This is a genomic window from Pseudomonas sp. ICMP 10191 (assembly GCF_001467335.1).
GTDB lineage: Bacteria > Pseudomonadota > Gammaproteobacteria > Pseudomonadales > Pseudomonadaceae > Aquipseudomonas > Aquipseudomonas cerasi.
Genome location: NZ_LKGW01000079.1, coordinates 54,569 through 67,793 on the forward strand (window position 1 = coordinate 54,569; position 13,225 = coordinate 67,793).

General features: G+C 56.4%; 16 protein-coding genes. 10 read left to right on the forward strand and 6 right to left on the reverse strand.

What is annotated here, in order from left to right:
• Nucleotides 1-92 precede the first annotated feature (92 nt).
• A complete protein-coding gene (gene yghU, locus AO388_RS07415) occupies nt 93-935 on the reverse strand; it encodes a glutathione-dependent disulfide-bond oxidoreductase (RefSeq protein ID WP_058416246.1) in 843 nt (280 codons plus the stop codon).
• A gap of 306 nt (nt 936-1,241) precedes the next feature.
• Between yghU and AO388_RS07420 the strand changes: the two genes are divergently transcribed.
• The 10 genes from AO388_RS07420 to AO388_RS07465 all read left to right on the forward strand — a co-directional run bounded on the left by AO388_RS07420 (nt 1,242) and on the right by AO388_RS07465 (nt 9,332).
• Entirely contained in the window at nt 1,242-2,018 is a 777-nt protein-coding gene (locus AO388_RS07420; protein ID WP_058416247.1) for an ABC transporter permease, read from the forward strand.
• The gene (locus tag AO388_RS07425) at nt 2,015-2,719 is read left to right on the forward strand and encodes an ABC transporter ATP-binding protein (RefSeq protein ID WP_003366382.1); all 705 of its coding nucleotides are present in this window, start codon (nt 2,015-2,017) and stop codon (nt 2,717-2,719) included. Before AO388_RS07420 ends, AO388_RS07425 begins: the two co-directional genes overlap by 4 nt.
• A 66-nt stretch (nt 2,720-2,785) precedes the next feature.
• The gene (locus AO388_RS07430; RefSeq protein WP_058416248.1) at nt 2,786-3,547 is read left to right on the forward strand and encodes a glycosyltransferase family 2 protein; all 762 of its coding nucleotides are present in this window, start codon (nt 2,786-2,788) and stop codon (nt 3,545-3,547) included.
• A gap of 1 nt (nt 3,548) precedes the next feature.
• A complete protein-coding gene (locus AO388_RS07435; protein ID WP_058416249.1) occupies nt 3,549-4,163 on the forward strand; it encodes a hypothetical protein in 615 nt (204 codons plus the stop codon).
• A gap of 7 nt (nt 4,164-4,170) precedes the next feature.
• Complete coding sequence (locus AO388_RS07440) at nt 4,171-4,809, forward strand: HAD family hydrolase (protein ID WP_003366391.1); 639 nt, start codon at nt 4,171-4,173, stop codon at nt 4,807-4,809.
• Nucleotides 4,806-5,537 carry a glycosyltransferase family 2 protein gene (locus AO388_RS07445; RefSeq protein WP_058416250.1) on the forward strand — a complete coding sequence of 244 codons (732 nt, stop codon included), beginning with the start codon at nt 4,806-4,808 and terminating at the stop codon, nt 5,535-5,537. The genes AO388_RS07440 and AO388_RS07445 overlap by 4 nt, the downstream gene beginning before the upstream one ends.
• The gene (locus tag AO388_RS07450) at nt 5,534-5,854 is read left to right on the forward strand and encodes a hypothetical protein (RefSeq protein ID WP_003317241.1); all 321 of its coding nucleotides are present in this window, start codon (nt 5,534-5,536) and stop codon (nt 5,852-5,854) included. The genes AO388_RS07445 and AO388_RS07450 overlap by 4 nt, the downstream gene beginning before the upstream one ends.
• Nucleotides 5,855-5,856: 2 nt before the next feature.
• Entirely contained in the window at nt 5,857-7,632 is a 1,776-nt protein-coding gene (locus AO388_RS07455; RefSeq protein WP_058416251.1) for a hypothetical protein, read from the forward strand.
• A complete protein-coding gene (locus AO388_RS07460) occupies nt 7,629-8,234 on the forward strand; it encodes a hypothetical protein (RefSeq protein WP_054081317.1) in 606 nt (201 codons plus the stop codon). Before AO388_RS07455 ends, AO388_RS07460 begins: the two co-directional genes overlap by 4 nt.
• Nucleotides 8,235-8,288: 54 nt before the next feature.
• Nucleotides 8,289-9,332, forward strand: coding sequence for a WavE lipopolysaccharide synthesis family protein (locus tag AO388_RS07465; protein ID WP_054081318.1), 1,044 nt, complete (start codon nt 8,289-8,291; stop codon nt 9,330-9,332).
• 30 nt (nt 9,333-9,362) lie between these two features.
• On the opposite strand, the gene AO388_RS07470 is transcribed toward AO388_RS07465, so the two are convergent.
• The 5 genes from AO388_RS07470 to AO388_RS07490 all read right to left on the reverse strand — a co-directional run bounded on the left by AO388_RS07470 (nt 9,363) and on the right by AO388_RS07490 (nt 13,200).
• Nucleotides 9,363-9,608 carry a helix-turn-helix domain-containing protein gene (locus tag AO388_RS07470; protein ID WP_058416252.1) on the reverse strand — a complete coding sequence of 82 codons (246 nt, stop codon included), beginning with the start codon at nt 9,606-9,608 and terminating at the stop codon, nt 9,363-9,365.
• Nucleotides 9,609-10,015: 407 nt separating this feature from the next.
• On the reverse strand, nt 10,016-10,747 hold the full coding sequence (locus tag AO388_RS07475) for a LexA family transcriptional regulator (RefSeq protein WP_032609236.1): 732 nt from the start codon (nt 10,745-10,747) through the stop codon (nt 10,016-10,018).
• A gap of 354 nt (nt 10,748-11,101) precedes the next feature.
• The gene (ppa, locus tag AO388_RS07480; RefSeq protein ID WP_003366402.1) at nt 11,102-11,629 is read right to left on the reverse strand and encodes an inorganic diphosphatase; all 528 of its coding nucleotides are present in this window, start codon (nt 11,627-11,629) and stop codon (nt 11,102-11,104) included.
• A 110-nt stretch (nt 11,630-11,739) separates the two neighbouring features.
• Entirely contained in the window at nt 11,740-12,549 is an 810-nt protein-coding gene (locus AO388_RS07485; RefSeq protein WP_058416253.1) for a zinc-dependent peptidase, read from the reverse strand.
• 3 nt (nt 12,550-12,552) lie between these two features.
• Nucleotides 12,553-13,200, reverse strand: coding sequence for a DedA family protein (locus tag AO388_RS07490; RefSeq protein WP_003366404.1), 648 nt, complete (start codon nt 13,198-13,200; stop codon nt 12,553-12,555).
• Nucleotides 13,201-13,225 lie beyond the last annotated feature (25 nt).

A 13,225-nucleotide genomic window follows, 5' to 3' on the forward strand; every position in this document is an offset into this window, starting at 1 on the left:
CTACTTTACGTGCAGATCAGGAAGTTCTGTTCCAGAGTTTCCTGTGGGTTTGTAGCATCAGGTTTCTGTCCGCGAAGGACTTGACGTGTGCCTTATTTATCCAGATCGGATGCCTGATGCCGCTCCGGAACCTGATCGGCTTCTTCGCCCCAGGTGCGATTGACCTTCTGGCCTTTGATAACGGCCGGGCGTGCGGCGATTTCTTCCGTCCAGCGAATCAGGTTCGGGTATTCGTGTACCGAGAGGAATTCGGCAGCCGAATACACTTTGTTCCGCACCAGCGCGCCATACCATGGCCAGACCGCGATATCGGCAATCGTGTAGGTATCGCCAGCCAGATAGCGGTGCTCGCCCAGGCGGCGGTTGAGCACATCGAGTTGGCGCTTGGCCTCCATCGCGAAGCGGTTGATGGGGTATTCGAGTTTCTCGGGCGCGTAGGCATAGAAATGCCCGAAACCGCCACCCAGATAAGGCGCGGCGCCCATCTGCCAGAACAGCCAGTTCAGCGTTTCGGTACGGCCTGCCGGGTCGGCTGGCAGGAAGCTGGAAAACTTCTCAGCCAGGTACAGCAGGATAGAGCCGGACTCGAATACCCGAACAGGTGTTTCATGGCTTCGGTCCAGCAATGCCGGGATCTTGGAATTGGGATTGATCTCGACAAAGCCGCTGGAGAACTGATCGCCCTCGGAGATGCGGATCAGCCAGGCATCGTATTCCGCGCCGCGGTGTCCGAGCGCCAGCAGCTCTTCGAGCATGATCGTGACCTTTACACCGTTGGGTGTGGCCAGTGAATAAAGCTGCAGCGGGTGTTTGCCGACCGGCAGCTCCTTGTCGTGCGTAGGGCCGGCGACGGGCCGGTTGATGCTGGCGAACGTGCCGCCCGCTTTTGTTTCCTGGTGCCAGACCTTCGGCGGAGTGTAGGGCGTTTGCGTCATGAGAAGCCTCGCTTGTTCAAGGGGGATCGCTGGACCGGTAGTGTTGCAAAGGACCATTGACGTTATAGATCAACGCGCGTGCAGGGAAGTGCCTTGCGATCGTGAACGAGTGTAGCGAGGGGCTCAGTTCGCTGCCGTTGGTAGCTTGTGGAATATTCCCACAGGAACTAAGGCGGCGTCCTATAGCTGTAGCTGGGTAAAAGAAGAGAACATGTGTTCGCAGCGTGAGGCCATAAGGTTATCCATTTATGATCTTGGTTGTCAAAGTCGCTCTCTCTGATTTACCTATTAATAGCTGGATACCGTATGCCGTCTTTCTGCAGTCCGGGCGTGATGAAGTGGCGTGACCTGATCATCAATCTTGTTTCCAAGGAAATAAAAATCCGTTACATGGGTGCAACGTTGGGTTTTGTCTGGTCGTTGGGTAACCCATTGGTTGTCACGCTCACGTATTACACGGTGTTCACTTATATTCTGCCCAGTAGTCAGGACCGCTTTGCGCTGCACCTGGTGACAGGGGTTGTCCATTGGATGCTTCTGGCACAAATTGTTTCGCAAAGCGGAGAGTGGCTGATCAATAACGGCAACCTCATTCGAAAGTTGCGTTTTCCCCGTCTGTTGTTACCCATTTCCGGGGCGCTGGCCATCGTCGTTTTCTGGGCCGGCTGCATGCTCGTCTATGCATCGCTATTTGCCATGCTGGGCGGTGTCTTTTCGCGTGCACTGTTGTTTTATCCGATTGTGCTGATCGCCTTCATGGCATTGATCATGGGCGTTGGTCTGGCACTCAGCGTCATCCAGGTCACCGTACGGGATGCCAAGCACTTCACCGATGTGTTTCTACCCTTGTTGTTCTGGCTTACACCCATCGTATGGGTGACCTCATCGCTGCCCGACGGTGTCGCCCGCATTGCGGCCTATAACCCGGTAGGCCTGTACTTCAACAGTTTTACCAGCATTCTGCATGGCGGAATCGTTCCCGAGCCTCGTGATTTGCTGCTGTGCGTGTTCATGGGCGCTGCGTCGCTGCTGGTGGGCCTGTTTATGTTCAGGAAGGTGGACCGCGTGGTGGAATATCTATGAGTCGCGTGGTCATCAAGGCAGAGAACCTTACCAAACAGTTTGTTCTGCGCCATAACAGAGGCGGTTTGAAGAAGAAGTTTCTGGGGCTGTTTGACACTCGATATCGTGAGCGTGCCGAAACATTCACGGCAGTCAGTGATGTCTCGTTCACCTTGCACAAAGGTGAGTCGCTTGCACTGGTGGGGCATAACGGTTCAGGTAAAAGTACCTTGTTGCAACTGGTCTCACGCATTCTTGTGCCCACCAGTGGGCGGCTGACCAGTGTGGGGCGAGTAGCACCGCTAATCGAAATAGGAGTGGGTTTTCACCCTGAACTGACCGGCGAGGAAAATATCTACCTCAATGCCAGTCTGTTTGGATTGAGTAACAAGGAAGTGCGTTCGCGCTTCAACGAGATTGTCGATTTTTCCGGGTTGGGAAACTTCATCGATACGCCGGTAAAGAACTATTCGTCAGGCATGTACATGAGGCTGGGTTTTTCAGTCGCCGTTCATGTCGAGCCTCAGACATTACTGGCTGACGAAGTTCTTGCGGTAGGGGACGAAGAGTTCAAGCGCAAATGCCACGAACGAATTCGCATGATGCAGGATGACGGGATGGCCTTGATCCTTGTTACCCACGCAGTAGAAGAAGGTAAAGAGTTTTGCCAGCGTTACTTGACGCTTGAGCGCGGCCGGATGACCGAGCAGGGTTATTACTGATTCATTGTTTCGTGATGTCATGCTTCCAGTCAACTTGGCCATCACTCAATTCATAAAGGTATTTCCATGTTGCAAATTATCGTTCCGATGGCCGGGGCCGGGAGTCGCTTTGCGGTTGCGGGCTACACCGACCCCAAACCGTTGATCCCTGTACATGGTGTACCGATGATCAAGGTCGTGATCGACAACCTGACGCCGAAGTGCCCGCACAGATTCATCTTTATCTGTCAGTCGGAACAGGTCGCACGTTACGGGCTGAGGGAAAGACTGAATGCCTGGGCGCCCGGCTGCGAGATCGTCGAGCTCGGCGGCCTGACCGGGGGCGCTGCGTGCTCGGTGTATGCAGCGCGGCACCTGCTCGACGACAGCCAGCAAGTGATGATTGCCAACAGCGACCAGTACGTCGATGTGGATATAAACGCCTATCTGCAGGTAATTAACGAGAGCGATGCAGAGGGCTTGATCATGACCATGAAAGCCAGCGATCCGAAATGGTCGTTCGTGGGCTTCAGTGCAGCAGGCATGATCGACCGTGTGGTGGAAAAGGAGGTTATCTCTGACGAGGCCACTGTCGGCATTTATAACTTTCGCCGTGCAGGTCAACTGATATCGGCCATCGAGGCGATGGTCGCGAAAGATCTTCGCGTCAATGGTGAGTTCTATGTCGCACCGGTTTACAACGAGCTCATCGGGCAGGGCGCCAGGGTCATTCATTACAGCATTGGTGCAGAAGGTCATGGCATGTATGGCCTGGGCATCCCGGCAGACCTCAACCAGTTCCTGTCGTTGCCGCTGAGCAGGCAGGCAGCCTCGGGAAAAGAGGCCTGACATGCAGATCATCAGCCATCGCGGCTATTGGCTGCAAAGGCCGCAGCGCAATCTGCCCGAAGCCTTTCATCGATCATTCGACCTTGGCTTCGGCACCGAAACCGATGTCCGTGATGTGGCTGGCCAGTTGGTCATCTCCCACGACATGCCTGCGGGCGGCGAGCTGACGCTGGACGGCCTGCTCGACATCATGGCGGGCCGCAACCTGCCTCTGGCCATCAACGTCAAGGCGGATGGCCTGGCACAGGCTCTCGCTGCAACCTTCGCCCGTTACGGCCATACCAACTGGTTCGCCTTCGATATGGCGGTGCCGGACATGCGGAGTTACCTCAACGCCAACCTCACCACTTACACCCGTCTCAGCGATGTAGAGCAGTCGCCAGCCTGGCTCAAACAGGCTGCAGGCGTCTGGCTTGACGGTTTTGAGGGTGAGTGGTTCTCCAACCAGATCATTGGCGATCTTCTTTCCCTGGGCAAGCAGGTTTGTGTGGTGTCACCCGAATTGCACGGGCGTGGTCATGGCGCCCTGTGGCAGCAATTGCTCGAGTTCAGGTCGCAGGACCGTTTGATGCTGTGTACTGATCTTCCCGCAGACGCAGCCACTTTCTTCACGTGAGGCAATCATGATCAAGGCAGTGATTTTCGATATGGACGGTGTTCTTATCGACGCCAAGGAATGGCATTACAACGCACTCAACAGAGCGCTCAGCCTGTTCGGTTACAACATCAGTCGCCACGAACACCTCACCGCCTACGACGGTCTGCCCACCTCGCGCAAACTCGACATGCTGAGTGTCGAACGCGACCTGCCGGTTGCGTTGCACGCCTTCATCAACGAGATGAAGCAGCAGTACACCATGGAGATTGTTTACGCCCAGTGCAAACCGACCTTTGTGCATCAGTACGCGTTGTCATCACTGAAAACGCTGGGTTACAAGCTGGCAGTGGCGTCCAACTCCATTCGCAACACCGTGGAGGTCATGATGAACAGGGCGGATCTAGACCGATACCTCGATCTGCGGCTCTCCAACGAAGACGTCAAGCATGCCAAACCAGCGCCGGATATCTACACCAAGGCCATCAGCCAACTGGGTCTTCAGCCTGAAGAATGCCTCATCGTCGAGGACAACGAGAATGGCATCAAGGCCGCCAGAGACTCAGGCGCACATGTTCTGGTCGTGGCTGAAACCTGCGATGTAAACCTCAATAACATTCTTGGCAAAGTTGAACAGATCAACTTCGACAAGGCGGCAGTCCTGTGAGCGCGTTGAATATCATTCTTCTGACCGGCAGGCAGACAGAGGCGCCGCATGATGAGGGCGAGTACCCGCACTACCTGTGCGAACTCAAAGGCAAGCCGCTGATTCATACGCTGATAGACAACTGCGCAGTACTTCAGCCGCGCAGGATGATCTGCACATTCTCGAACAACGATATCGCCCGGCTGCACCTTCGCAACATGGTCCCGCAAATGCACCCGTCGGCCAGTGTTCTACCGGTCCACAACATCACCCGTGGTGCGGCTTGCACAGCGCTTCTGGCGAGCGAAGAAATCGACAACGATGACGAACTGCTGATTCTCAGCATCAGCGACTTTCTGGATATCCAGCTGCTGGATGCAGTACGTGCGTTTCGGCAACGTCATGAGGATGCCGGAGTGGTCATCTTCAATTCTCTGCACCCTCGTTATTCATTCGCGCGCCTGGACAGCGACTGCCGGGTTATCGAAGCAGCCGAAAAGAACCCGATCAGCTCAAACGCCATTGCCGGTGTGTACTGGTTCAAGTCCGGCTCGCTATTCGTATCGGCAGCCAAGGAGATGATTCGCAAGGACGCCAGGGTCAACGACAACTTCTACATAGCCCCCGCTCTCAATGAGCTGGTGCTGTTGCAGAAGAAGATCGGCGCCTACCGGATCGAACCCAATCAGTACCGGCCACTGAAAACCGACAGTCAGCTCCACGCTTTCGAAGCAGGAGAGATGCGATGAAAACGGCAAGACTGGAAGACATGGTCAAAGGCTGGTTCGTGGGTGGATTCGAACCTGCAGTTTTCAGTACCGAGTCCTGTGAGGTCGGGGTCAAGACCTACAAGGCAGGTGAAAAGGAAGCGGCTCATTACCACAAGGTCGCCACCGAGATAACCGTACTCATTGCCGGGTCGGTCAACATGCGCGATCAGGTCTGGCATGCCGGCGACATCATCGTTCTGGAACCGGGCGATATCACGGCGTTTGAAGCGCTCACCGATGCGACCACCGTTGTCGTGAAGGTGCCGGGTGCGCTTGCTGACAAGTACGTCGTCTGACCATGAAAACGACCCATCTCCAGCACCACCCAAGCCTCGGTTACATAGCGGCGGGCAGTCTGCGCAGCCTCCCGGTGGGGCTACTGCTGCCCCATGAGTGCTCCAGCTTCATCTCGTTCCGCGCGCATCCGTTTCGCAAGCCTGAACGGGTGATCAGGAAACTGCATGCCGCACGGCGTCCGTTGTGCTTGTATGGGGCGGGTAGCTACTGTTTTTATGGTGTTCAGAGTGATTCACCGCTGTCTCCGCTGCTGCTGTGGGACGGTGCGCACTTTCTGAATGTTGGCGAAAAGATCACGGTTATCGAAGACACGCCAATCGAGTGTTATCTGGATCGTGATTACTTTGCCGGCTCGCTCAAGGTCATTGCGCGTTCGGCCAACTCGGTCACTTACAGGAAAGTATCCAGGCTGACTGCGGAATCTAACGACGATCTCGACAGCTGGACCTTCGGCATTCCTGTCGGTCCGGGCGACGCCACTGTTCTCAATGCCGTCGTGAAGCGCATTCTGGAAATTGACATCCCGCACAAGGAGATACTGCTGTGCGGCACACCGGGAAGTAATTTCGCCTATTTCGACAAGGTCCGCATCGTGGGGGAGGACATCACTGCCCCGCCCGTGCAGATCTGCAAGAAGAAAAACCGTCTCGCACTGGAGGCCAGACACAGCAATCTGGTGATCCTGCATGACCGCGTCTTTCTGCCAAAACACTTCGGGGAAGTTGTCCGCCGCTTTGGCCCGCGCTATCCGTTGATGACCTTGCAAAGCATGTTCTTCGATAACCGAATCAGCATGCACCCGCGTCGCTACTCGGATTACGGCATGGCCATGGACGAGGTCGCTCAGGGGCTGCTGGGGCTGCACCGCACCAGCGGTAATGCTCAGTCCATTGCGCCGTCAATATTCCCGGACGTCGACCGGACCGGGTTCTGTTTCGCCAGCCCGATGCGCTACAACAGTGACGCCAGCTACCCGACAGGCAGCCTCTACATTTGTCGCAAGGATGTCTGGAATGCCTGCCCGCTGGACGAGTCCCTGCACTGGGTGGAGTACGAAGACATCGAGCATGCGTTGCGAGCGTCGCGCGCGGGTATTCCAAACCGTATCAATCCCTTTGGCATCACTCAGTCGGTGACCTCCCGGGCGCTGCTGGGTGGCAATGCTCCGGTCGAATCCGTTGGCGGATGTCTCGGAATATCCGGGCTTTGTTATGTGTCCCTGCTGGAAAAGAAACCTCTTTTGAACCTGTCTGCCGAGACCGCACTGGCCAGATTGCGGCAGTTCGCTGACAAATACCTGGCCAATCCGTCGGCGGTCGTTATTCCAACCGGTCTTGTTCATCTCCCTGTTCGAGCCTGGATCGAACTGATCGATAATGTAGTGCAGCAGTCCACGTTCAAAAACGACAGTGAGACGGTCAGAGCGTTTATCAACGACTTCGAGAGGCTCGTGTTGCTCGACCAGCTACCGAGCATGCGTCAGGAGTTTCTGGTCAATCGCTTCCTCACAGACCCTGTGCTGGCCAAACAGACACTGATCACACAGAGCTGCGAGGTGCGCAATATGTTGCGTCAACGCGGCAGGCAGACCTGGTTTGCTCGCCAGCAGGATGATTACTTTCACCACAACCTTCTGTCGCTCCCCGGCATTTTGATTTCGGCCATTCGGGCTTATCGAAACAACGGGAAAATTTTCTATTTTGAAAGCCTGTGGGCTGCTGTGAAGGCCATCTACAACTCGACTCCCTTTATGTCCTACAGCAAGGGGGCGAAGTGAAGGTATTCGTCGTTTCTCATTTGAGCGCCAGCAACGCCAGCCATCAGTTGATCTGTCAGTTGGCGCGCATTCAGCACGAGCATAGGAAGACCGTTCCCGTCCTTGTGATTGATGACCGTTACAACCTGACCGAACTACCCGCCAGCGATTCATCGACCGAACACGCTTTGTTCAGCCTGGATGATTTTCTTCACTGCAATGCTGTAAGCGGCATCGTGGCAAACAGAGTTGCCCAGCACATGGATAAAGTCGAAAGCGACTGGGTGCTGATCGATTTTGGCCAGCATGACTCTGCTACCTGCATGGACTTCATCCAGAAAATTGCTCGCTACAACTATCTGAGCACCAAGCTGCGAAAGCGAAACCTCGTGATCATGGTGCCCGCCATGCACCTGGGCATTTATTCGCGAACCCTCAATGCGTCGTTCAACAATTTGCCGGCAAGCACAACAGCCTCAGCCCGTTCCGTTCAGATTGGCAGGCTGTTCATGGTCACTCGTCTTGAAAGAGTACTGATAAGTCTTCCATTGCTGGCGGGCATCCTGCGTCGAATGCGGCGTGTTGCTCTGCGCGTCTTTCGGCGTGTTGCAAGATCCCATTGACCGCTCTGCCGCTAGCCGTCGGTAGCAGGCGCTTCTCATTACAAGGTTAAACACATGCCTCATCTTGTGGCCGTCGACTCCAGAAAAATCAGCGTGGTTATTCAGGGGCCCCTGTATCGCAACCTGAGTTCCAAACGAAATATCTTCGCCTGCATCGTATCGATCCGGACGCACCTGCCAGATGCCGAAATCATCGTTTCGACCTGGCGTCATGAAGATACGTCCGATGTGAAGGCGGACCAGATCGTCATGTCGGATGATCCGGGTGCCTTCGTTGATGACGCCGGTAATCAGATCAACATCAATCGCATGCTGCGGTCGACGCTATGCGGTATTCAAAGCGCTTCAAGACCCTATGTCATGAAAATGCGCGCCGATCACAACCTGACCAGCGCTGCACTGGCTGTCATAGGTCAGTCCGATGATACCGAGCCGGGCGAGACACAGCTGTTCGACACGCCCATCACCACCACGACGCTTTATATTCGCGACCCTGAACGGTTGCCGATGTTGTTCCACATATCGGATCTCGTTCAATTCGGCACGCGCGAAGCAATGCTCGCCATGTGGGAGCAACCACTGTTCGAAAGGGACACGCTTTTCAACGACAGGCCGTCTCGCAACCCGTTTGGCAACTTCATTGGCTACACGTCCGCGCGCCTGGTGAGCGAGCAGGCACTGATGCTAGGTGTCATGCGCAGGAAGGGCATCGACGCCCGGCTCGCACGACCCTGCGAGGTAGGGCTGAGCAACCTGAAGTTATGGGACAACGTCTTGAGACGCAACTTCAGAGTCCTCAACCACTGCGAGGCTGGCGTCGACTTCCCGGAACGTTTTCTGACCAGCCCCCGCGTACTGACCACACTCTACAAAGCCTCTGCGATAGAGCAATTGCAAAGGCTCGACCCGAAGGGTTACAGGCTGAGAATAGCGCGCATCTGGCTCAATCAATACCTACTGACCTGCCTGCGCCCCGGCTGGTGGGTGTCCTTTGCGACCATCGTACTGTTCAGCACCTCGCCGACTCTTGCGAAGCGCGTTCGCTCTTACTGGCGCACGCTGAGGAACGTGGCGCATGCGGAGTCGTATCGGGTTTGAGGGCTGGGCGTGTGTAGGTATCGAAATACGTCACGCGTTACGCAAGTGTTCATCCAGCTTACTGAGCAACGCATATGGATCAGCCCCGAGTCCCCGACAGACATCCATGAACTCAATGACATCGAGCCTGCGCTCGGCATTCTCTGTCTTCGAGACAAACGACTGCGGTCGCCCTAGCCGGACCGCTAATTCTTTTTGCGTCATACCGGCTGCGTTGCGCGCTTCCAGCAAAAGATCAAGCAACACCTGATAGCGAGCGTTATGGATGGTTTTCACTTGGCAAACCCTCTAATAGTCCGGTTACCTGAATAAACCTGACTTGGGATTATCCTAAAGTGGGTTTCGACCGGGACAACCAGCAAAGTACTGCCAGCGGCTGATTTGGCGGGAAGCTTCTCAAGCAGATGATATCCACTGCCCAGCCGCAGGAAGAAAGCAGTAGGCATTAAAAAGCCGGCTTGTGGCCGGCTTCTCGTAGGCGGTTCTGATCTATTTTTGATAGACCGCAATCGCCTTCAACAGGTACGCCTCTTGAAGAATCGCGAATAGACAACAGGGCAAACGGATCACATGCCCCGTTCAAACACCGCATCGCATGACTGCGTCAGGTGCTCTGGATGGCGAACAGGATACTGAACTTCGCCTCCCATGCCCAGCCCGAATGCCTTTCAGCCGTAAACACCTCATAACAGCAGCATGGCATTGCGTCGGCTGTTCAGGGTCGACCACCAGAATATCCAGCCCAGAATCCGTATTTTCTCCCGGTCGATGTCTTCGGCGCTGAACAGTTCGTCCGGGTATTCGGCGTCGTTGTGGCTGCGCAGGCGCAGGCCGCCGTTGGGCAGGCGGTAGAGGTAGCGGACGCGCAGGATGCCGCCGTGTTCGAGGGCGTAGATTTCGCCGTCGATGACCTGGGTCAGTTCGCGGTCGACGCCGAGGATCGAGCCGTCCTGGATCTTGTCGGCCATGCTGTTGCCGACCATGGCGACGCACATGCAGTTTTTCGGGTCGATGCCCATGTTCTGCAGGACTTGCAGGGGCAGGCGGATTTTCTGTCCGGGGGCTTCGGCGAGGACGGTCTTGCCGAGGCCTTGGGTGGATTCCGCTTCCATGAAAATCTGGATTTCCACGTCGCCGCGCGACACGTTTCTGGCCTGATGAATGATGACGCGGGTATTGCCGCCGGTGTTTTCATTGGCGCATTCGTTAGGGTGTTTGGGGCCTTCGCCGGTGCGCAGCCAGCGGGCGTTAACGGTCAACAGTTCAGCCACCTCGTCAATCCGCGCCATGGGCACGCCACGCTTGAACCAGTTATTGACGTGTTGCGGCGTGATTTTGCGGTTGGCGGCAAAATCAGTCGCTGTGAGATGGCACTCCCGAAGGAGGATGCGGAGTCGATCACCTGATGTATTCATAGTGGCGAAGTCTACGGGCGTCGTCTGGGCGTTTAAATGAACGAGGTGTTGACGTCGACGTTATCCCAGGGTGGGCGTGGCTATCCGGACTACGGATGGAATGAATGTCGTGTAGGTGGATTCCGTAATAGCGCTTTTGGCGCTAAACGAGGTATTGCGCGTTTACCCCCGCTATACGGGCATTAACGAACTGTTCATTGAATGTCTAAAAGGCGGGCGCATTTTTAAACGTGCGTGCTGCAAAAAAACGGGTGATTTCGTTTCAGCAAGAGAGGTGTGCGGGGAGGTGCAGCGAGGAGGGGGGAGCGTGTTTCAGGGCACGGGTGTTCGCGCCCTGAAACGCCAGATCGGTGATCAGCCTTTGAAGGCCGCAACCGATTTGGTGATCTCGGCGCGGGCAGCGTCAGCGTTGCCCCAACCTTCGATCTTCACCCATTTGCCTTTTTCGAGATCCTTGTAGTTCTCGAAGAAGTGCTTGATTTGCTCCAGCAGCAGCGGCGGCAGATCGGTGTACTCTTTCACGTCGACGTACAGCTGGGACAGCTTGTCGTGTGGCACCGCGATAACTTTGGCATCGCCGCCGCCGTCGTCAGTCATGTGCAGGATGCCTACCGGGCGTGCGCGGATAACCGAGCCTGGAGTAACCGGGTATGGGGTTACCACCAGCACGTCCAGCGGGTCGCCGTCGTCAGCCAGGGTGTTGGGAATGAAACCGTAGTTGGCCGGGTAGAACATTGGGGTGGCCATGAAACGGTCAACGAACAGGCAATCGGAATCTTTGTCGATTTCGTATTTGATCGGCGCGTGGTTGGCCGGGATTTCGATCGCGACGTAGATGTCGTTCGGCAGGTCTTTACCCGCCGGAATCTTGCTGTAGCTCATTGGGCATTGCCCCCCTAGTTGACCAGACAGATTGTGGCGCGAACCGCCATAAAGTGGTCCGGATTATAGGCATATTCTGTTTTGGTTGCCACGCATGGCCTTGGCGGCCGTCAGCTGTCCCGGTAAGCCGGGTCCTGTTGACGCAGCAGGCCGAGCCGCGCCAGGGTGTCCTGGCGGTAGAACGCTTTCAGTTGTTCGTAGACTGCCGGGTAACTGCTGTGCAGCAGATCGGGTGCGCTGAAGAAGTATTCGCTGGTCACGGCGAAGAATTCGGCGGGGTCTTCGGCGGCATAGGGATCGATGGCGGGCTCGGCGTCGGGGTTGTGGTCCAGTTGCCGGTTGAGATCATCGAACGCGCTTTGCATGACGCGAGCCCATTCGGTCACCTGCATATCGCTGTGCAGCGGCGGCAGGCCATTGGCGTCGCCGTTGAGCATGTCGAGCTTGTGCGCCAGTTCATGGATCACCAGGTTGTAGCCATCCCAGTCGCCGCTGCTCAATACGCCGGGCCAGGCCAGAATCACCGGGCCCTGCAGCCAGGCCTCGCCACTGTGCTCGGCATCCCACTCGTGTTCGACGCCGCTGGCATCGCGATGGCGCTGCGGGCTGACGAAGTCGTCGGGGTACAACACGATTTCATGAAAACCCTGATACCAGTTCAGTTCGCCCAGGTTCAGCAGCGGCAGTTGCGCCTGGGCGGCGAGGACCAGCCGTTGTTCGTCATCCAGATCAACGCCCGGCAGTGCGCTGAGGTGTTTGTCATGCAGAAACAGCACGCAGGCGTCACGCAGTTGCGCGTGTTGCCCGCTGCTCAGGCCATCAAGGATCGGCAGACGTGCGCAGACCTTATGCCATAGTTCTTCAGCAACCGGGTGTCGGGCCAGCGTGCGCTGCCTGCGCCAGTGGCTGAATGACCACATGGTTCAGCGCGCGTCGACCGGACGCGCAGTGCGGCTGCGCACCACGCCGATGACCATCGGCACCAGTGACAGCAGGATGATTGCCAGTACCAGGAAGGTCAGGTTGTGCTTGATGAATGGCACGTTGCCGAAGAAGAAGCCCAGGGTCACCAGACTGCCGACCCACAGCACCGAACCCAGCACGCTGAAGCCCACGAAGCGCGGATAGGACATCCTGCCCACACCGGCCACGAATGGCGCGAAGGTGCGGATAATCGGCAGGAAGCGCGCCAGCGTGACGGTCTTGCCGCCGTGGCGTGCGTAAAAATCCTGGGTGCGCAGCAGGTAGTCGCGGCGGAAGATGCGCGATGACGAGTTGCTGAACAGTTTTTCGCCAACCGTGCGGCCAATCACGTAGTTGGTGCTGTCGCCCAGAATCGCTGCGAGCATCAGCAACCCGGCCAGCAGGACCGGGTCCATGCCGCCACCGGCAGCCACGGCGCCAGCGATGAACAGCAGCGAGTCGCCCGGCAGGAAGGGCATGATCACCAGCCCGGTCTCGCAGAAAATCACCAGAAATAGAATCGCGTAAACCCATGTGCCGTAGTTGGTCACCAACAGGTCAAGGTAAACGTCGAGATGCAGAATAAGGTCGAGCGGGTTGAATTCCATTAAAGCACCTGAGGCGAGAACCCTG

Coding starts and splice junctions, on each gene's coding strand:
- yghU (WP_058416246.1), bottom strand. CDS start 935: ATGACGCAAACGCCCTACACTCCGCCGAAGGTCTGGCACCAGGAAACA.
- AO388_RS07420 (WP_058416247.1), top strand. CDS start 1,242: ATGCCGTCTTTCTGCAGTCCGGGCGTGATGAAGTGGCGTGACCTGATC.
- AO388_RS07425 (WP_003366382.1), top strand. CDS start 2,015: ATGAGTCGCGTGGTCATCAAGGCAGAGAACCTTACCAAACAGTTTGTT.
- AO388_RS07430 (WP_058416248.1), top strand. CDS start 2,786: ATGTTGCAAATTATCGTTCCGATGGCCGGGGCCGGGAGTCGCTTTGCG.
- AO388_RS07435 (WP_058416249.1), top strand. CDS start 3,549: ATGCAGATCATCAGCCATCGCGGCTATTGGCTGCAAAGGCCGCAGCGC.
- AO388_RS07440 (WP_003366391.1), top strand. CDS start 4,171: ATGATCAAGGCAGTGATTTTCGATATGGACGGTGTTCTTATCGACGCC.
- AO388_RS07450 (WP_003317241.1), top strand. CDS start 5,534: ATGAAAACGGCAAGACTGGAAGACATGGTCAAAGGCTGGTTCGTGGGT.
- AO388_RS07455 (WP_058416251.1), top strand. CDS start 5,857: ATGAAAACGACCCATCTCCAGCACCACCCAAGCCTCGGTTACATAGCG.
- AO388_RS07465 (WP_054081318.1), top strand. CDS start 8,289: ATGCCTCATCTTGTGGCCGTCGACTCCAGAAAAATCAGCGTGGTTATT.
- AO388_RS07475 (WP_032609236.1), bottom strand. CDS start 10,747: ATGAATACATCAGGTGATCGACTCCGCATCCTCCTTCGGGAGTGCCAT.
- ppa (WP_003366402.1), bottom strand. CDS start 11,629: ATGAGCTACAGCAAGATTCCGGCGGGTAAAGACCTGCCGAACGACATC.
- AO388_RS07485 (WP_058416253.1), bottom strand. CDS start 12,549: ATGTGGTCATTCAGCCACTGGCGCAGGCAGCGCACGCTGGCCCGACAC.
- AO388_RS07490 (WP_003366404.1), bottom strand. CDS start 13,200: ATGGAATTCAACCCGCTCGACCTTATTCTGCATCTCGACGTTTACCTT.